This is a genomic window from Ralstonia sp. UNC404CL21Col, assembly GCF_000620465.1.
In the GTDB taxonomy this organism is placed as follows: Bacteria; Pseudomonadota; Gammaproteobacteria; order Burkholderiales; family Burkholderiaceae; genus Ralstonia; species Ralstonia flatus.
The window spans coordinates 1,721,824-1,741,145 of sequence record NZ_JIBE01000003.1 but is presented as its reverse complement, the minus strand read 5'-3'; the positions used below and the strand labels follow the sequence as shown (position 1 = coordinate 1,741,145).

18 protein-coding genes are annotated in these 19,322 nt (G+C 64.4%); 2 read left to right on the top strand and 16 right to left on the bottom strand.

The window, feature by feature from the left end; translation table 11 throughout:
• Positions 1-12 precede the first annotated feature (12 nt).
• Together N511_RS0108215 and N511_RS0108210 are read right to left on the bottom strand one after the other, a co-directional pair.
• Positions 13-474, bottom strand: a complete 462-nt coding sequence (locus N511_RS0108215) for a CoA-binding protein (RefSeq protein ID WP_027678852.1) — start codon at positions 472-474, stop codon at positions 13-15.
• 20 nt (positions 475-494) lie between these two features.
• Entirely contained in the window at positions 495-1,637 is a 1,143-nt protein-coding gene (locus N511_RS0108210) for an RsiV family protein (RefSeq protein WP_027678851.1), read from the bottom strand.
• A gap of 567 nt (positions 1,638-2,204) precedes the next feature.
• Here N511_RS0108210 and N511_RS0108205 point away from each other — a divergent pair.
• Positions 2,205-4,586, top strand: coding sequence for a DUF6600 domain-containing protein (locus N511_RS0108205; RefSeq protein WP_027678850.1), 2,382 nt, complete (start codon positions 2,205-2,207; stop codon positions 4,584-4,586).
• Between the two features lie 99 nt (positions 4,587-4,685).
• Here N511_RS0108205 and N511_RS0108200 read toward each other — a convergent pair whose 3' ends face one another.
• The 14 genes from N511_RS0108200 to N511_RS23840 form a co-directional block, all read right to left on the bottom strand.
• Positions 4,686-5,102 (bottom strand): F0F1 ATP synthase subunit epsilon, encoded by a 417-nt coding sequence (locus tag N511_RS0108200; protein ID WP_027678849.1) that lies wholly within the window; start codon positions 5,100-5,102, stop codon positions 4,686-4,688.
• Positions 5,103-5,193: 91 nt separating this feature from the next.
• Positions 5,194-6,597: a F0F1 ATP synthase subunit beta gene (gene atpD, locus N511_RS0108195; RefSeq protein WP_024977234.1), complete on the bottom strand. Its 1,404-nt coding sequence runs from the start codon at positions 6,595-6,597 to the stop codon at positions 5,194-5,196.
• 42 nt (positions 6,598-6,639) lie between these two features.
• A complete protein-coding gene (atpG, locus tag N511_RS0108190) occupies positions 6,640-7,515 on the bottom strand; it encodes a F0F1 ATP synthase subunit gamma (RefSeq protein WP_027678848.1) in 876 nt (291 codons plus the stop codon).
• A gap of 64 nt (positions 7,516-7,579) precedes the next feature.
• A complete protein-coding gene (gene atpA, locus N511_RS0108185; RefSeq protein WP_009239556.1) occupies positions 7,580-9,121 on the bottom strand; it encodes a F0F1 ATP synthase subunit alpha in 1,542 nt (513 codons plus the stop codon).
• A gap of 73 nt (positions 9,122-9,194) precedes the next feature.
• Positions 9,195-9,731 (bottom strand): F0F1 ATP synthase subunit delta, encoded by a 537-nt coding sequence (locus N511_RS0108180; RefSeq protein WP_027678847.1) that lies wholly within the window; start codon positions 9,729-9,731, stop codon positions 9,195-9,197.
• A gap of 2 nt (positions 9,732-9,733) precedes the next feature.
• Positions 9,734-10,204, bottom strand: coding sequence for a F0F1 ATP synthase subunit B (locus N511_RS0108175; RefSeq protein ID WP_009239554.1), 471 nt, complete (start codon positions 10,202-10,204; stop codon positions 9,734-9,736).
• 106 nt (positions 10,205-10,310) lie between these two features.
• Positions 10,311-10,577 (bottom strand): F0F1 ATP synthase subunit C, encoded by a 267-nt coding sequence (gene atpE / locus N511_RS0108170; protein ID WP_003262709.1) that lies wholly within the window; start codon positions 10,575-10,577, stop codon positions 10,311-10,313.
• Positions 10,578-10,660: 83 nt separating this feature from the next.
• Positions 10,661-11,542, bottom strand: coding sequence for a F0F1 ATP synthase subunit A (gene atpB, locus N511_RS0108165; RefSeq protein WP_027678846.1), 882 nt, complete (start codon positions 11,540-11,542; stop codon positions 10,661-10,663).
• 230 nt (positions 11,543-11,772) lie between these two features.
• Positions 11,773-12,321 (bottom strand): ATP synthase subunit I, encoded by a 549-nt coding sequence (locus N511_RS0108160; protein ID WP_027678845.1) that lies wholly within the window; start codon positions 12,319-12,321, stop codon positions 11,773-11,775.
• A gap of 349 nt (positions 12,322-12,670) precedes the next feature.
• Positions 12,671-13,582, bottom strand: coding sequence for a ParB/RepB/Spo0J family partition protein (locus N511_RS0108155; protein ID WP_027678844.1), 912 nt, complete (start codon positions 13,580-13,582; stop codon positions 12,671-12,673).
• A gap of 17 nt (positions 13,583-13,599) precedes the next feature.
• Positions 13,600-14,385, bottom strand: coding sequence for a ParA family protein (locus N511_RS0108150; RefSeq protein WP_015855941.1), 786 nt, complete (start codon positions 14,383-14,385; stop codon positions 13,600-13,602).
• 37 nt (positions 14,386-14,422) lie between these two features.
• Entirely contained in the window at positions 14,423-15,091 is a 669-nt protein-coding gene (gene rsmG, locus N511_RS0108145) for a 16S rRNA (guanine(527)-N(7))-methyltransferase RsmG (RefSeq protein WP_027678843.1), read from the bottom strand.
• Positions 15,091-17,040 (bottom strand): tRNA uridine-5-carboxymethylaminomethyl(34) synthesis enzyme MnmG, encoded by a 1,950-nt coding sequence (gene mnmG, locus N511_RS0108140; protein ID WP_027678842.1) that lies wholly within the window; start codon positions 17,038-17,040, stop codon positions 15,091-15,093. The genes rsmG and mnmG overlap by 1 nt, the downstream gene beginning before the upstream one ends.
• Positions 17,041-17,232: 192 nt before the next feature.
• A complete protein-coding gene (locus N511_RS23840) occupies positions 17,233-18,153 on the bottom strand; it encodes a LysR family transcriptional regulator (RefSeq protein WP_051530844.1) in 921 nt (306 codons plus the stop codon).
• A gap of 86 nt (positions 18,154-18,239) precedes the next feature.
• On the opposite strand from N511_RS23840, the gene N511_RS0108130 reads away from it, so the two are divergent.
• On the top strand, positions 18,240-19,253 hold the full coding sequence (locus N511_RS0108130) for an aldo/keto reductase (protein WP_027678841.1): 1,014 nt from the start codon (positions 18,240-18,242) through the stop codon (positions 19,251-19,253).
• The last annotated feature ends 69 nt before the right edge of the window (positions 19,254-19,322 follow it).

Sequence of the window (19,322 nt, the reverse complement as noted above, 5' to 3'; positions counted from 1 at the left end):
GGGGGCCGGTCTTTATTTTTGCTCGGCGATGCCGAGTCGCCAGTGCTCAATCTTTGTGCAGCGGTCCTGCACGGCCGGAATGCCGGCGTTGCGCGCGACGGCCATCGCCTCGTCATTCACGATGCCGAGCTGCACCCAGATGCCACCCACGCCCAGCGTCACGGCTTCCTGCACAACAGGCAGCACCTGTTCCGAGCGGCGAAAGATATCGACGAGGTCGATGCGCTGGCCGGCGGCGGCCAGCGTCGTTGCGGCTTCGGTGAGCGTGGCATAGCAGGGCTCGCCGAGCACGTCTTCGCCGGCGTGCTGCGGGTTGACCGGCACGATGCGATAACCGGCCTGCTGCAGATAGCGCGCCACGTCATAGCTGGGCCGGGTCGGACGCGGCGACAGCCCGACCACGGCAATGGTCTTGGCCGACAACAGCCGGCGCATGGTGGCTTGCTCATCGACGTAGGAAGGATTGGCGGACATGGTTGGCAATGCAGTGGCGATCAGGTTGTGGGCCGCTTGCATGCGGCGCCGAGGTCATCGATGCGCACCGCAGCACGGAACGCGCCCGACGAATACGGCCCCACTTCATACGGCCCGTAGTGCACGACGATGCGGTCTCCTTGCAGCGTAAACGGAAACGCGGCGTTACGCAGGTCCTTCTCCTTGAGGGCGCCGCGCGGTGCATCGGGCGCGCCTTCGCGCTTGAGCGCATCGACAATCTGCGTATTGAAGCTCTGCAGGCAGGCGGATGTGGGGTTCAGCACATCGGCCAGGGCGATCGGCTGAAAGCCTTGCGCGCCGCGTCGCCAGTTGCCAGCGGTGAAGCTGTAGTTGCCATGCGCGCCGCCGCTGTAAGCCCACACCATGCGCAAGAGGCTGATGGTGTCGCCAAGGCCGACGGCGCTGATGCGGATGACGCATTCGGTGTCGAACTGGTCGCACTTGCGCACGCGCAGCGATTGGATGAGCGCGTCGGTGGCCGCGTCGCCCGTCACCGGATAGCGCTCGGTCAGCTTGGCCTGGCCGGAGGCGGCCGTGGCCTCCTGATAGCGCGCCAGCCGCTTGAGCGTGAAAGGCTGACTGCGGCCACCGTCGCTCCAGGTGCCGGTGGCGGTGGCACCGTCGCTTGAGAGCGCACCGGAGAGCGTCCCGCCTTCGCGCACGACGGGCTGGCCAGCCGCATCGAGCGCTTCTGCGCGCTCGCGCCACACGAAGCGACGTTCGGGCGCGTTGCGGCCTTCGACAGTCCAGAAGGCGCGGCCCTGGGGACGATCATCGTAGGCTTCGCCGGTGAGCGTGTCGGCCACCGGGTCTTTGTCTTTGTCCTGCTCTTTGGGAGGTGCGTCGTACACGTTCAGCCAGACGTTCCAGCCGGGGCCGTCTGGGCCCTTGCCTACCGTGCCCTGCCAGAAACTGCCGGCCAGTCGCTCGTGCTGCTCTTTCGTTTTTGCAAGAGGGGCAGTTGGTGCAGAAGCAACAGGTGCGGAGGCTGGCGGCGCACTCGCAGAGGGGACAGGCGCAGCAGCGGCCGCTTCAGTGCCGCCCTGTGCGGCTCCGACCCCGCCAAGTGCCCCCATCAAGGTAACAAAAACGCCCGCGCTCACCGACTTCTGCAACACATGGTGCATCGCATGCCTGTGCATGCCTCCCTCCTATCAACCCGACACCCCAGACTAGGACACACACCGCTGGTTCGCCGTTTTCCAAGCCCAGTCTGCCTGAGCGGCAAACCGGTGGGACTGTGCAGGTGCAGCAGGCGTTCCCTGAAAACGTCTGTGAAGCGATTTTGGGCTCACACAGAGCGACCTTTACAGCGCTTGCATTCGATTGCAATCCGACACACTTTGTTACGCCTCAGGGCCACCCCCTCACCCACAATGCCTTCGCACCTCAGCGTTTGTGTCCAAATGTTGTGCGCCAGATCCGGTCCTGGATGACCCATCCGCCCAGCGCGCTCGTGACGACACAGCTCCCGGTGCAAAGTTACCCCCTCCTTTCGAATTGACCCCTCGAAGGGATTTCCCGTCCGCGCGGTGCTCCCCGGCCCGCGCGCTTTTTTTTGCCTGCGCAATTCGCGCGCCTGCCAGATCCATCCTCGGCCGCCTCCTCGAGAAACACGCTCTTACAAAGGCAAGTCGACCCCTCGGCGCCTGACGCGTTAAATGGAGACATCCACGCGGCGCAGGCCGCCATAAAAACGAGGGCTCATCATGTCCAAGGCTTCCCGTCGTTCCGCTCTCTCCGGTGTGCGGCTGCCGCATGTGTTGCGCGCCGTAGGCGTTGCCGCCGTATTGCTCGTCTGCGGTGCGCAAGCCGCGATGGCCGCTGATCCGGCTTCGCGGGTGGCGCGGCTCTCGGACTTTTCGGGCACGGTGAGCTTCGCGCCCGCGGGGTCCGACGACTGGGCCGGCGCCTCGCTCAACCGCCCGCTCACCACGGGCGACCGCCTGTGGTCCGACCAAGGCAGCCACAGCGAACTCCATGTCGGCTCAACCGCGCTGCGCCTGGGCCAAAACACCGGCGCCACGCTCGTCGACCTGGACGACCGCAATACGCAAGTGAAGCTCACACAAGGCGCGCTGTCGGTTCGCGTACGCTCGCTGCCGCCCGACCAGACCATCGAGATCGATACGCCGAACCTGGCGTTCACGCCCCAGGCGCCGGGCGAATACCGTCTCGACGTCGCACCCGACGGCTCAAGCACGACCGTGACCGTCTGGCGTGGTCAGGGCACGGCCTACGGCGATGACCGCTCCACGCCGCTGGACGCCGGGCAGCAAATCCGTTTTGGCGGCACGGACCTCGCCGAAGTGGGCGGCACCGACAACCCGGGCCGCGACGCCTTCGACCGCTGGGCCGAATCGCGCGACGCCCGCGAAGACGCTTCCGTGTCCGCCCGCTACGTCGGCCGCGAAATGACCGGTTACGAAGCCCTCGACGACAACGGCACGTGGCGTGAAGAAGACGGCTACGGCGCGGTGTGGGTACCGCGCGCGGTGCCCGCCGGCTGGGCACCGTATCGCACGGGTCACTGGGCCTGGGTGGCGCCGTGGGGCTGGACGTGGGTCGATGACGCGCCGTGGGGGTTCGCCCCCTTCCACTACGGCCGCTGGGCGTACGTCGGCACGACGTGGTGCTGGGTGCCGGGGCCGGTGGTGCCGCGGCCGGTGTATGCGCCGGCGCTGGTCGGTTTCGTGGGCGGCGGAGGCGGCGGCGGAGTGAGCTGGGGGATCAACATCTCGATCGGCTCGCCGGGTGTGGCGTGGTTCCCGCTCGCTCCGGGCGAAGCGTATCGCCCTGTGTATGCGGCCAGCCCGACCTACGTAACGAACATCAACCGCACGGTGGTGGTGAACAACGTCACGGTCAACAAGACGATCATCAACAACACCAACGTGACCAACATCCGAAACGTGAATCGGGTGACGTACGTCAACGCCAACAACCCCGCCGCGCTGACGGCCGTGCCTGCCAAGACGTTCGTCAACGGCCAGCCAGTCGGCCCCGCGATGACGCATCTGCGACCCGAGCAATTGCGCGCGCAGATGGCGCATGCGCAGTTTGTTTCGACACCGGCGCTGGCCCCGGTGCGCGCCAGCCTCGTGGGCGCTGCAGCCAACGGCGGGCCGCATCAGTTGCCGCCGCAGCAGGTGTTTGCGCGTCAGGCGATCGCGGTACGCGCACCCGCCGCACCGGCGGGCGGGCACGATGCGTTGGCAGAGCGGTTCCGCTCCCAAGGCGGTGCGCTGCCGGGCGCTGGCCCGGCCTGGACGGGCGGCAACGTGAGCCCCCGCATCGCGCCCGTGCGAGGTCAAGCCAGTGCCGGAATGCCGCCCGCTCCCATAGCTGCGCAGGCAGCGGGGCTCCGTTTGAGTCGCGCCGCGCAGAATGGGCAGAGTGGGCCTGCACGCGCCGGCGGCGAGTCTGGCCGACCGCCGGAGCAGCACGGTGCGAACGGGCCACAAGGTTTGATCGGCTCCCCGAACCCGCAAGGTGGGCAGCCACAGCACGGCGGCCAGCCGGGACCGGCTCCGCAGGCGCTGATGGCACCGGGCTCGATCAATCGTCCGCGCCCGCAGCCGGGCGCCGCTGCACCGCAGGAGCGCCCTGCCCAACCGCAGACCGCGCAGGCACCGCAAGGCCCGGCCGGCATGACGACACGCCCACCGCAGCGTGAGGGCGCACCGGGTGCGCCGCGTGACGAACGTCATGCCTTTGAGCCGCGCCCCCAACTGCCGCAAGCGCCGCAACCTCAGCCTCAGCTTCAACCGCAGCGCGGTGGCCAGGAGCCGAATCGTTTCAACGGCAACCCGGCGGCGACCCTGCAGGAGCGCCCGCACAACGAGCCGCCGCAGATGCGCGTGCCCCGCGAGCCGGAGCAGCGCCGACCGGAACCCCGCATGGAAGCACCGCGTCCTGCACCGCAACCGCACGTTGAGATGCGCCCGCCGCAACCGCAGCCCCAACCGCGTCCGCCTGAAGCGCGCCCGCCTCAACCTCAGACGCAGCCGCCTCGCCAGGAGCACCACGAAAGCCAACCGCATCCGCAAGGCAATCGCGGTGAAGAGAAGCGCGAAGGCGAGCACCGCTGAGCAGGCGCCTCGCCCGTTCATAGGCAAAAAAAAAGCAGCCCTTCGGGGCTGCTTTTTTCGTCTGCGCCGGCCAATGACACCCGCCGGCACATACTTGCCTTAGCGCTTGCGACGCAGGCGCGCGATCGCCGCCAACTGCGCAGCGGCCACGGCCAGTTCACTTTGCGCACGGGCCAGATCCAGGTCGCTGCTTTGGTTCTGCAGCGCCTCTTCGGCCGCACGCTTGGCTTCGTTCGCCTTGGCTTCGTCCAGATCGTGACCGCGGATTGCGGTATCGGCCAGCACGGTCACCTTCTTCGGCTGCACTTCGAGAATGCCACCGGCAACGAAGACGAACTCTTCGCCGCCATCTTCCTTCTCGATGCGCACGGCGCCCGGCTTGATGCGCGTGATCAGCGGCGTGTGGCCGGGCAGAATGCCCAGCTCGCCGGCTTCACCAGGCAGCGCCACGAACTTGGCATTGCCGGAGAAGATCTCGTGCTCGGCGCTGACGACGTCTACATGAATGGTTGCCATCTCGATTCCTTTGCTCAGAAAAGCGGCTTCCTGAAGGGGCTTCAGGAAGCCAGTACTGGCGCCGGCTTACGCACGGTGCCAGACGTTGCTCTTACTGGAGCTTCTTGGCCTTCTCGAAGGCTTCGTCGATCGAGCCGACCATGTAGAACGCCTGTTCCGGCAGGTGATCGCACTCGCCGTCCACCAGCATCTTGAAGCCGCGGATGGTTTCCTTCAGCGGCACGTACTTGCCCGGCGAACCCGTGAACACTTCCGCAACGTGGAACGGCTGCGACAGGAAACGCTGGATCTTACGGGCGCGGCCCACAGCCAGCTTGTCTTCCGGCGACAGTTCGTCCATGCCCAGAATCGCGATGATGTCGCGCAGTTCCTTGTAGCGCTGCAGCGTCTTCTTCACGCGGTCGGCGACTTCGTAGTGCTCCTGGCCGACCACTTGCGGGTCGAGCTGGCGCGACGTCGAGTCGAGCGGATCCACTGCGGGGTAGATACCCAGTGCAGCGATGTCACGCGACAGCACAACGGTCGAGTCCAGGTGCAGGAAGGTCGTTGCCGGCGACGGGTCGGTCAAGTCATCGGCAGGCACGTACACGGCCTGGATCGACGTGATCGAGCCGGTCTTGGTCGACGTAATACGTTCCTGCAGCTTGCCCATTTCTTCAGCCAGCGTCGGCTGATAGCCCACGGCGGAAGGCATACGGCCCAGCAGTGCCGACACTTCGGTACCGGCCAGCGTGTAGCGGTAGATGTTGTCGACGAAGAACAGGATGTCACGGCCTTCGTCGCGGAAGCGCTCGGCCATCGTCAGGCCGGTCAGCGCCACGCGCAGACGGTTGCCTGGCGGCTCGTTCATCTGGCCGAACACCATGGCCACCTTGTCGAGCACGTTGGAGTCCTTCATTTCGTGGTAGAAGTCGTTGCCCTCACGGGTACGCTCGCCCACGCCAGCAAACACCGACAAGCCCGAGTGCTGCTTGGCGATGTTGTTGATCAGCTCCATCATGTTCACGGTCTTGCCGACGCCGGCACCACCGAACAGACCCACCTTACCGCCCTTGGCGAACGGGCAGACCAGGTCGATCACCTTGATGCCGGTTTCCAGCAGGTCCACCGACGGCGACAGCTCGTCGAACTTCGGGGCCTTCTGGTGAATCGCGCGCTTTTCGTCGCAGGCGATCGGGCCAGCTTCGTCAATCGGACGACCCAGCACATCCATGATGCGGCCCAGCGTGCCGTGACCGACCGGCACCGAGATCGGCGCACCGGTGGTCGCCACGCGCATGCCGCGACGCAGGCCGTCGGACGAACCCAGCGCAATGGTACGCACCACGCCGTCGCCCAGCTGTTGTTGCACTTCGAAGGTCAGGCCCTTCTCGGCGAACGAAGCGTCGTTGCTGTCGTCCAGCACCAGCGCTTCGTAGACCTTCGGCATCGCGTCGCGCGGGAACTGAATGTCCACCACGGCGCCGATGCACTGCACGATATTTCCGTTTGCGATACTCATTTGTATCTCCAATAACTTGATTCTTTGCCGTGGCTATCAGACTGCAGCTGCGCCGCTGACGATCTCGGACAGTTCCTTCGTGATCGCTGCCTGACGGGTCTTGTTGTAGACCAGTTGCAGTTCGCCGATCACGTTCTTCGCGTTGTCCGAAGCCGCCTTCATCGCCACCATCCGGGCCGATTGCTCGGACGCCATGTTCTCGGCCACCGCCTGGTACACCAGCGCCTCGACGTAGCGGATCAGCAGCTCGTCGACCACCGTTTGCGCGTCCGGCTCGTAGATGTAGTCCCACGAGTAGGCCTGCTTCTCGGCGTCGGTCTGCGCGAGCTTGTCGGCGGTCAGCGGCAGCAGCTGCTCGACCACCGGCTCCTGCTTCATCGTGTTGATGAAGCGGGTGTACGCCAGGTACACGGCATCGATCTGGCCTGCGTTGAACGCGTCCAGCTGCACCTTGATCGCACCGATCAGCTTTTCCAGATGCGGCGTGTCGCCCAGATGCACGACGTTCGAGACGACCTTGGCACCGACGCGGCCCAGGAACTGCATGCCCTTGGTACCGATGGCGGTGGTTTGCGTCTCAACGCCCTTGTTCTGCAGATCGCGCAGTTGGGTGGTGACGGCACGCAGCACGTTGGTGTTCAAGCCACCGCACAGGCCCTTGTCCGTCGTCACCACGATCAGGCCGGCACGCTTGATGTCGCGCGCCACCATGAACGGGTGCTTGTACTCCGGATTGGCCAGTGCCATGTGCGCAGCCACGTTGCGGATCTTCTCGGCGTACGGGCGGGCAGCACGCATCCGTTCCTGCGCCTTGCGCATCTTGGATGCGGCGACCATTTCCATCGCCTTGGTGATCTTGCGCGTGTTCTGCACGCTCTTGATCTTGGTGCGGATTTCTTTTGTTCCGGCCATTTCTTCCTCTCCGTTCAAACCTGGTCACGCAGGCTACGCGTGACCAGTTTCGGGAATGACGCGGTTAGAACGCGGCGGACTTCTTGAAATCCTCGATCGCGGCACGCAGGGCGGCCTCATCTTCCTTCGACAGATCCTTCGTATCTTCGATGCGGTTGATGAGATCGGCGTACTTCGTCTTCAGCGTGTCGTGCAGGCCCTTTTCGAAAGCCAGGATGTCCTTCACGTCCACGTTGTCGAGGAAGCCGTTGTTGGCTGCGTACAGCGACGCGGCCAGCTGCCACACTTGCAGCGGCTGGTATTGCGGCTGCTTGAGCAGTTCGGTCACGCGGCGGCCGCGCTCGAGCTGCTTGCGGGTCGCTTCGTCCAGGTCGGAAGCAAACTGCGCGAACGCAGCCAGTTCACGATACTGAGCCAAGTCGGTACGGATACCGCCCGACAGCTTCTTGATGACCTTGGTCTGAGCAGCACCACCCACACGCGACACCGAAATACCGGCGTTGATTGCGGGGCGCACACCGGCGTTGAACAGGTCGGTTTCCAGGAAGATCTGGCCGTCGGTAATCGAGATCACGTTGGTCGGAACGAAGGCGGACACGTCGCCGGCCTGCGTTTCGATCACGGGCAGTGCGGTCAGCGAACCGGTCTTGCCCTTGACTTCACCGTTGGTGATCTTCTCGATGTGATCGGCGTTCACACGTGCAGCGCGCTCCAGCAGACGCGAGTGCAGGTAGAACACGTCACCCGGATAAGCTTCACGGCCAGGCGGGCGGCGCAGCAGCAGCGAAACCTGACGGTACGCCCAAGCTTGCTTGGTCAGATCGTCATACACGATCAGGGCGTCTTCGCCGCGGTCGCGGAAGTATTCGCCCATCGTGCAGCCGGCGTAGGCCGACAGGTACTGCATGGCAGCGGAGTCCGAAGCGGCAGCAGCCACCACGATCGTGTATTCCAGCGCGCCGTGCTCTTCGAGCTTGCGCACCACGTTGGCGATCGTCGAAGCCTTCTGGCCGATTGCCACGTACACGCAGAAGATGCCCTTGCCCTTCTGGTTGATGATGGCGTCGACTGCAACAGCGGTCTTGCCGGTCTGGCGGTCGCCGATGATCAGCTCACGCTGGCCACGGCCGATCGGCACCATTGCGTCGATCGACTTCAGGCCGGTCTGCACCGGCTGGCTCACCGATTGACGTGCGATCACGCCCGGAGCGACCTTTTCGATCACGTCCGTCTTCTTGGCGTTGATCGGGCCCTTGCCGTCGATCGGCTGGCCCAGTGCGTTGACCACGCGGCCCAGCAGTTCCGGGCCAACCGGCACTTCCAGAATGCGGCCCGTGCACTTGACTTCGTCGCCTTCGGAAATGTGCTCGTACTCACCCAGCACCACAGCGCCGACGGAGTCGCGCTCGAGGTTCAGCGCGAGGCCGAACGTGTTGCCCGGGAATTCCAGCATTTCGCCTTGCATCACGCCCGACAGGCCATGAATGCGGCAGATACCGTCCGTCACGGAGATGACCGTGCCGGTGTTCTTTGCGTCAGCGCCAGCCTTCAAGCCCTCGATACGGGTCTTGATCAGGTCGCTGATCTCGGAGGGGTTCAGTTGCATCGAATGCTCCTAATTCTTCAATCTGTCTGCGGGCGCGATATCGTCGATTGCATCGGCGCCTCGCGAAACAGCATTACGCGGCGGTCAGCGCAGACTGCATCTGCGTCAGGCGCGCGCGCACCGAGGTGTCGAGCACTTCGTCGCCAATCTGCACACGCACGCCGCCGATCAACGAAGGATCGACGCTCACGTGAGCCTGCAGCTTCTTGCCGAACTTGCGTTCGAGCGTGGCGACCAGTTCGGTCAGGGGCGCGCCCTCAAGCGGGAACGCACTGGTGATCTCGACGTCGGCGGCGCCTTCGCTGGCATTCCGCAGCACATGGAATTGCGCGGCAATTTCCGGCAGCAGCGACAGGCGCTTGTTGGCCACCAGCAGGCCAACCAGTTCCTTCGCCTCATGCGAAACCGGAGATTTCAGCGCCGACAGGAAGATCCCCGCCACATCGGCTTTGGAGAGCTTCGGATCATCGGCGATTGCCTTCATGTCAGGCACGGCGGCAATTTGCCCCATTTCCGACACAAGCTCAGACCATGCACCCAGATTGCCGGCCTTCGCCACGCGGAACAGCGCCTCTGCGTACGGACGGGCAACGGTTGCGAGTTCTGCCATGATTACAGCTCAGCCTTGAGTTGATTGAGCAGATCGGCGTGGACCTGCGCATTGACTTCACGCTTGAGGATCTGCTCGGCACCCTTGACGGCCAGCGTGGCAACCTGGTCACGCAGCGATTCACGCGCGCGCACGGTTTGCTGCTCGGCTTCGGCCTTGGCTTGCGCGATGATGCGCGCGGCTTCGGCTTGGGCGTTTTGCTTGATCTCTTCGGCGCTCATCTGGGCACGCTTTTCAGCGTCCGCGATGCGTTGCGCGCCTTCATTGCGCGCTTCGGTCAGTGCCTGCTCGACCCGCTTGTTGGCCAGCTCCAGCTCAGCCTTGCCCTTATCGGCAGCGGCCAGGCCATCGGCGATTTTCTTCGCGCGTTCGTCGAGCGCCTTCACCAGGGGCGGCCAAATGAATTTGGCAACAACCCACCACAGGATGAAGAACACGACCATCTGCGCGACGAGTGTGGCGTTCAGGTTCATGGTGTGTTCCTTTCGGTATTGAGACTACGGATCAATGCACGAAGCGGCGAGGGTCACGCGGAGCGTTCACCCAGGCCGCCTCCGGCATCATGCAGACCGAAAAGAATTACTTGATGACCGACAGCAGCGGGTTGGCGAACGCGAACAGCATGGCCACACCAACACCGATCAGGAATGCCGCGTCGATCAGGCCAGCCAGCAGGAACATCTTCGTTTGCAGCGGGTTCATCAGTTCAGGCTGACGTGCGCAGGCTTCGATGTACTTGCCGCCCATCAGTGCGATGCCGAGGCAGGCGCCGATAGCACCCAGGCCGATGATGATGCCGATACCGATGGCGGTCAGACCTTGGATGTTGGCGAGAAATGCTTGCATGATGACTCCCTTTTACGTGAAAGACTAAGAACTTGAGAACTTGGAAAAATCAAACGGAACCGGAGAACCTGAACCGCAACTACTTAGTGGTGCTCATGTGCTTGGCCGATATACACCAGCGTCAGCATCATGAAGATGAAGGCTTGCAGCAGCACGATCAGGATGTGGAAGATCGCCCACACTGCGCCAGCCACCACGTGACCCACGAAACCCAGCGCCGACGTGTCAGCACCGAACGTCCAGACCGAGCCAAGCAGCGCGATCAGCAGGAACACCAGTTCGCCCGCGTACATGTTGCCGAACAACCGCATGCCCAGCGACACAGCCTTGGCGAGGAATTCAATGATGTTGAGGATCAGGTTGAACGGCGCGAGATACCACTTGGCGCCGAACGGGGCCGACAGCAGCTCGTGCGCGAAGCCGCCCGTGCCCTTGATCTTGAAGCTGTAGTAAATCATCAGGATCAGCACGGCGAACGACATGCCGAACGTACCGTTCAGATCGGCCGTGGCCACCGCGCGGTGGTGCGGCACGTGCACACCGAAGGTACCGAGGAGGTGGTTGACGCCCGTGACCCAGTCCACCGGGATCAAGTCGACGGCGTTCATCAGCGTGACCCACACGAAGACCATCAGCGCCAGCGGAGCGATCCAGGAACGATCGCCGTGGATGATGCCCTTGGCTTGATCATCGACCATCTCGACGACGAGTTCAACGAAAGCCTGGAAGCGCCCCGGAACGCCGGCGGTAACGCGACGTGCAGCGATGCCCAGGAAGATGATGCCGATCAGGCCCATCAACACGGACCAGAACATCGTGTCCCAGTTGATGACGGAGAAGTCGACGACGGAGGCCTGTTTGCCGCCGATGCTATTGAAATTCTGCAAATGCTCCGCGATATACGCGGAAGGCGTGAGAGCGTGCTCGGCGGCGTGGCCGGCGGCTTCTGCGACTTCAGTTGCCATGATGATTCAGTCCAATATTGCGAAACATTCTTCGTGATCCGTTCCGACCCGCGCCCGATTCAGCCAGGTGTCTCCTGGAGATCGCGGACTGCACGCGGCTGAAACGCGCCACCTTATTCTTGCGGGGTGTCAGCGCAATGAACCGGGCTTCTCCTGCCTCAGGTCCTTGCGGTATGCCAACACACCAGTGTGCCCGCCATGTCGCGGTGGGCTGGAGCCGCCTCAACGCGCTATCGCAGCGCGAGACCGACCCAATACATCTTGAGCGCCAGGATCAGGGTGATCAGCAAGGGCGGCCAATGCAGGCCCTTGAACACCACCACCACAATCACCAGCAGCGCGACCGTGCCAAGCACCTTGATCGCTTCGCCCACCACGAGGCGGGCGATGGATTCGAACCCCTTGGCCGTCGACAGCCGCATCGCGAACCATGCCGAAGGCACCACGCATACGCCGCCGCCCAGCAGCGCCGACAATCCGGCCTCGGCAGCTGACGCAGCGCCCGTGCCCGCGAACCAACTGCCGACATACCAACCGAGCGCACACAACAGTGTGATGGCCAGCTGGCCGAGCACGATGGAAAAGGGCGTGATACGCGAGGCCTGCACAGCCTGCTCGCCAAACAGGGCGACCGCTTCGTCATGCGAGAGCACATGCACCGGCGGCTCCGCCTGCTCCTCATCGTCCCAACTGTCGTGCTTCGGATCCTGCACCGACTGAGGCCGGGCGGCTTTCAACGAAGCGTAAGAATCGGGCCGTTGCCGGTCAGCTGGCTGCATGGAAGAATGTGCTTTCATCATGCCGCACCGCTTTGGGTCAGGCGGATTTAAAACCGCACGATTTTACGGGACATGGCGTTCGCCAGTCAACGCACAAGCGAACGCTCGTGCGGGCGCCTTCGACAGCACTTCGCGCGATCCTGTTCCGTTCGGCGCGCGCAATGCGGTGCTGCTACCGGGGCACCGAATCCGCCTGATGGAGCGGCGCCCGGTTGATTCCATGATGGTGTCGGTAGCGCCTAGCGTCGATGACGTTCGAGGTAATCGCACCAATTCCGTGCGAGTCGGCGCCCGCAAATGGCGCAGCGGCGGGGACTCCGGCGCCTGCGTCAAACTGTCGCAGATCGCCTCAGGCAGCTTCTTCGCCGGCGTCAGGACGCAGGCGCGCCAGCAGCCCATCAAACTCATCAAGGCTGCTGAACTGCACGGTCAGCTGACCGCGTCCCTTGGCCGCCAGCTTGATCTGCACACCCAAGCCGAGCTGGTCGGCCAGTTCTTCTTCGAGGCGCGCCACGTCGCGGCCACCTTGGTGCCCGCCCTTCTGCTTCAGCGATTTCAGCTCGAACGGCTTGAGCGTCGACGCCACCAGCTTTTCCGTCTCGCGCACCGACAGGCGCTTGTTGACGATCTGGTTCGCCAATGTGATCTGCGTCGCACCGTCGACGGCGAGCAGCGCGCGGGCGTGGCCCATATCGAGGTCGCCGGCCATCAGCATGGTCTGCACGGGCTGAGCGAGATTTAACAGGCGCAGCAGGTTCGAGACCGCGCTGCGTGAACGCCCGACCGATTCCGCCGCCTGCTCGTGTGTGAACTGGAATTCCCGCACCAGGCGCGCGATGCCCTGCGCTTCTTCCAGCGGGTTGAGGTCTTCGCGCTGGATGTTTTCGATCAGCGCCATGGCGGCGGCCGATTCATCCGGCACGTCCTTCACGAGGACGGGCACTTCGGTCAGGCCGGCGAGGCGCGAGGCGCGGAAGCGGCGCTCGCCCGCGATGATTTCGTACTTCGGTTTCGCGCCGTCGGACTCGACCTTGCGCACCAGAATCGGCTGCATCAGACCTTGGGCGCGGATGCTCGCCGCAAGCTCCTGCAGCGCGCCTTCGTCCATGCGCGTGCGCGGCTGATATTTGCCGGGCTGCATCTGCTCCAGCTTCAGGACCGTCGGCGCGCCCTCCTGCTTGGCGGCTTCGACAATCTCGGCCGGGCTGCCGAGCAGCGCTTCGAGGCCGCGGCCCAGTCCCTTTTTCTTCATCGTGCTCATGTTGTTCCTCTTGCTGCTCAGGCCGGCATGTCGGCCATCTGCCGCACGCGCGCGATCATCTCGGCGCCGAAATCCAGATAGGCCTTTGCCCCCTTCGATGCCACGTCAAACGCCACGCCAGGCATGCCGTACGACGGCGCCTCGGCCAGACGCACGTTGCGCGGGATGACCGTCTTGAACACCTTGTCGCCGAAGTGCGATTCGAGCTGCGCCGAGACCTGCTGCTGCAGCGTCACGCGCGGGTCGAACATCACGCGCAACAGCCCGATCACCTTGAGGTCGCGGTTCAGGTTGGCGTGCACCTGCTTGATGGTGTTGACGAGATCCGACAAGCCTTCGAGCGCGAAGTACTCGCACTGCATCGGCACGACCACGCCATGCGCGGCGCACAGGCCGTTGAGCGTCAGCAGCGACAGCGACGGCGGGCAGTCGATGAGGACGAAGTCGTAGTCGGCTTCCACCTCGGCGAGCGCAAGCTTGAGGCGGTTTTCGCGATGTTCCAGATCGACCAGTTCGACTTCGGCGCCGGCAAGGTCGCGGTTGGCGGGCAGGACGTCGTAGCGCCCCGCCTCCGAGCGCTGGCGTGCCTGCGGAATCGTCGCAAGCCCGACAAGGACCTGGTAGACACTGAATTCCAGCGTGTGCTTATCGATGCCCGAGCCCATCGAGGCATTGCCCTGCGGGTCGAGGTCGACCAGCAGCACGCGCTGCCCTTGCGCGGCCAGCCCGGCCGCGAGATTCACCGTGGTGGTGGTCTTGCCGACCCCACCCTTCTGGTTGGCGATCACGAAAATATTCGACATGACTCCTCTGCGGTGAATGGCTCGCTACAACATTCGCTCACGCCGACGGCGCGAGGATGACCAAGTGACGCTCGGCCGGCAGCCCTGGCACGGTCAGGCGCTCGATGGACTCGACGGCCCAGCCGGCGGGCAGACGATCGATTTCGGCATCCGGGCGCACGCCCTTCATGGCGACCATGCGGCCACCCGGGGCCAGCAGATGCCCGGCCAGATTCACAAAATCGACCAGTTCGGCAAAGGCGCGCGAGGTGATGACGCCATAGCCGGTGGCATCGGTCAGCTTTTCCACGTGGCCCCAATGCGACTGAGCGTTGGTCAGGCCAAGCTCGGCGCGGCACTGCGTCAGGAAGGCGGTCTTTTTCTGCACGATGTCGACCATCGTGACGCTGACATCCGGAAAGGCGATGGCGAGCGGAATGCCCGGCAGGCCGCCGCCCGCACCGACGTCCAGCACGCGCGGTGCGTCGGGTTGCGCACGGCGGGCCAGCTCGGCGATGCGCGATACGGCCGACAGCGAATCCAGCAGGTGATGCGTCAGCATGTCGCCGGCATCACGAATGGCGGTCAGGTTATAGACGCGGTTCCATTTGGCCAGCAGGCCCTGGTACGCCAGTAAACGGTCGACTTGCGCTTCATCCAGCGACAACCCAAGCGCACGCGCGCCGGCCTCCAGCTCTGCCCGGGCGTCTGTCAGTGCATTCGCCATCAAGCGGCCTCACCTTCTGCACTGGCGCGCGGGCCGACTTGGCCACGCAGCACGCCCTTCTTCAAATGCACAAGCAGCAGTGACACGGCGGCCGGCGTGATGCCGGAGATACGCGAAGCCTGCCCGATGGTTTCCGGCTTGTGCTTGGCAAGCTTTTGCTGGACCTCGATCGACAGGCCGCGCACCTGCGAATAATCGAAATCGGCCGGCAGACGTGTGTTTTCGTTTGCACCGAGGCGCTCGACTTCATCGGCTTGCCGGGCGATGTATCCGTGGTATTTGATGCCGATCTCGACCTGCTCGCGGATCTGCTCGGCCAGCAACGGGTCTTCAGCCAAGGGCGATTCGAGCGCGTACTTGCCGCCCTGCATACCCATGAGCGTTTCGTACGTCACGTTCGGGCGGCGCAGCAAGTCGGCCAAGGCGTACTCACGCTCAATGCCCTTGCCCAGCACCGGCTCAGCATCTTCCAACGGAAGCGTGGCCGAATTCACCCAGGTCGACTTGAGACGCTCTGTTTCACGTGAAACAGCGTCACGCTTCCGGTTGAACGCATCCCAGCGCGCATCGTCGACGACGCCCAATGCGCGGCCGACTTCGGTCAGGCGCATGTCGGCGTTGTCTTCACGCAGGCTGAGGCGGAACTCGGCCCGGCTGGTGAACATACGATACGGCTCGGTCACGCCCCGGGTGATGAGATCGTCGACGAGCACGCCCAGATAAGCCTGATCGCGCCGAGGCGTCCAAGCATCCTTGCCCTGCACTTGCAGGCCGGCGTTGATACCCGCCAGCAGGCCTTGCGCCGCAGCCTCTTCGTAACCGGTTGTCCCGTTGATCTGGCCGGCGAAGAACAGACCGGAAATCGCCTTCGATTCCAGCGAAGCCTTGAGCCCGCGCGGATCGAAGTAGTCGTACTCGATGGCGTAACCGGGCCGCAGGATGTGGGCGTTTTCCAGCCCGCGCATCGAGTGGATCAGGTCCAGCTGCACATCAAACGGCAGGCTGGTCGACACGCCATTCGGGTAAAACTCGTTCGTCGTCAGACCTTCCGGCTCCAGGAAAATCTGGTGGCTGTCCTTGCTGGCAAAGCGGTGGATCTTGTCTTCGATGCTGGGGCAGTAGCGCGGTCCCACCCCTTCGATCACGCCCGTGTACATCGGGGAGCGGTCCAGCCCGGCGCGGATGATGTCGTGCGTGCGCTCGTTGGTGTGCGTCACCCAGCATGGCACTTGGCGCGGATGCATGTCCGCGCGGCCCATGAACGAGAACACCGGCACCGGGTCGAGATCGCCCGGTTGCTCTTGGAGCACCGAAAAATCGATGGACCGGCCATCGATGCGCGGCGGCGTACCGGTCTTGAGGCGCCCTTGCGGCAGCTTCAATTCCTTCAAACGCGCCGACAGCGATACCGCGGCGGGGTCGCCCGCACGCCCGCCCGTGTAGTTATTCAGTCCGACGTGGATCTTGCCATCCAGGAACGTCCCGGCCGTCAGCACGACAGCACGTGCGCGAAACTGCACGCCGACCTGCGTCACCGCCCCGACGACACGATCTCCTTCAACAAGCAGGTCTTCCACGGCCTGCTGGAACAACATCAGGTTCGGCTGGTTTTCGAGGCGATGACGGATCGCCGCCTTGTACAGCACGCGGTCTGCCTGGGCGCGCGTCGCCCGCACCGCCGGGCCCTTGCTGGAATTGAGGATACGGAACTGGATGCCGCCCTCGTCCGTCGCGATGGCCATGGCCCCGCCCAAGGCGTCCACTTCCTTGACCAGATGGCCCTTGCCGATGCCTCCGATGGACGGATTGCAGCTCATCTGCCCCAGCGTCTCGATGTTGTGCGTCAGCAGCAGGGTCTGACACCCCATGCGCGCTGCCGCCAGCGCGGCCTCGGTGCCGGCGTGTCCGCCGCCCACCACGATCACATCGAATTCAATTGGATACAGCATGGCTTCCTCCTCGCATGGAGGCATCAAAAATTGGAGAAGCGGAATTATAAGTCGCGCGGCTACACCGCAGTTCGGCCATGCGGCAATCGGGACGAAATTCCCCTGCTTTTCGTGTTTCACGTGAAACATGCACCGCTTGGTCGCGACGTTTGTGTTTCACGTGAAACACATTCCGCCGACGGTTACTCACCTTTAGCCGAGCGTGCCTGCAGAAAATCGATGAACACGCGCAGCTTGCCCGGCATCTGCGGCATGCGGGGGGAAATAGAGATGGAAGCGATACATCGGCGGGCACCAATCTTCGAGCACCCGAACCAAGCGGCCAGCCGCCACATCGTCGGCGACGAGGTCTTCCAGCACGTGCGCCAAGCCCACGCCCTGCTTCGCCGCCTCGACCATCGCCAGCACGTCATTGGCGATGAAGCCGCCCACCACATCCGCCGACTGGTTGGCGCCGCCGCCGGGTGCGGCAAACTCCCAGTCGTACAAGGCGCCGCTGCTTGGAAAACGGTATCGGATACACCGATGGCCGCGCAGGGCGTCGGGGGAGCCGGGCGTGCCATGCGTTTGCAGATACTCGGCGCTGGCCACCACCGCAATGCGGCGCGCCGGCCCGATTGGCACGCCCACCATGTCGCGCTCGACACGCTCGCCGAAGCGGATGCCGACATCAAAGCGGTCGGCGACGATGGCGGATAGGCCGTCGTCCACCGAGACCTCCAGATCGATGCGCGGATAGCGCGCGAGAAAATCGCCCAGCACCGGCTGCAGCACCGCCTGATAGGCGACGCGGGAGGCCGTCACGCGCAACGCGCCGCGCGGCTCTGTGGCGCGCTCCCCCACTTCGGCCATGGCGCCGTACAGTGCATCGAGGCTCGGCCGCACGACCGCGAGCAAGGCTTCGCCGGCTTCGGTTGCACTCACCTGCCGCGTGGTACGCGCCAACAATTGCGCGCCGAGCGCGGACTCCAAACGCCGGATGGTCTGCGACAGCGCAGACGTCGAAACATCCAGCGCTGCGGCCGCCTGCGTGAAGCTCCCCGCCTCCGCAACGCGGCGCAGTCCATCCAGCGCGGGCAGCAGGTCCGGATCGATTGTGAATTCTGTCTTCATAGTGCATCCGATTCTATCCACTTAATCGGCGCGACCGCGCTGCCTAGACTGGCGACTCCTCTCCCTGACCTGACAAGGACATCGCCATGCAGACACGACAACTCGGTCAATCCGACCTGCACATCTCTCCACTCGGCTTCGGCACGTGGGCCACGGGCGGCGGCAACTGGGAATATGGCTGGGGCGCGCAGGACGATCGCGATTCCATTGCCGCCATCGCCGCCGCTGCGGACGCCGGCATCAACTGGATCGATACCGCTGCCGCCTATGGGCTGGGCCACGCGGAAACGGTGGTCGGCCGCGCGCTGCGCACGTTGCCCGCAGACCGCCGCCCGTACGTGTTCACCAAGGGTTCGCTGGTGTGGGACGCGCAGGGGCGGATTTCGCATTCGCTCGACCCCGCATCGCTTTCACGTGAAATCGACGAGAGCCTGCGCCGCCTGAACGTGGACGCGATCGACCTATACCAGATCCACTGGCCGGCCTTCCCGCCCGGGGCGCCGGAGCAATCGATCGAAGCCGCCATTGGCGCGCTGGCGGAGGCACGCCGCGCTGGCAAGATCCGCCATATCGGCGTGTCGAATTTCGATGCGGCGCAAATGGAACGCGCCCGCTCCGTCGCGCCGATTGCCTCGCTGCAACCGCCCTACTCGCTGCTGATGCGGGGCATCGAGGAATCCATCCTGCCGTACACGGCGGCGCATGGCATCGGCAACATCGTCTATTCGCCGCTGCAATCGGGACTGCTGTCGGGGCGCATGACGCGCGAGCGCATCGCCGCGCTGCCGGCCAATGACTGGCGCGCGCAGCGCAGCCCCGAATTTCAGGAGCCGAATCTGACGCGCAACCTGGCGCTGGTGGAGGTGCTGCGTGGCGTCGGCGCCCGGCATGGACGCACGCCCGCCGAAGTCGCCATCGCGTGGACGCTGCGCAACCCGGTGGTGACGGGCGCGATCGTCGGCGTGCGACGGCCGGATCAGCTTGACGGCCTGCTCGGCGCGGCCAGCCTGAAACTGACGGATGCGGATCTCGCGGAAATCGACGCTGCGCTGCCGGAAACCACGGCGTCGCCAGTGCCGCAAAGCGTCGTCAACGCTTGAGCCCTCCGCCAGACAAAGCAAAACGCACGGCGCGAACCGTGCGTTTTGCGTGGGCCGATGACGTTGGCT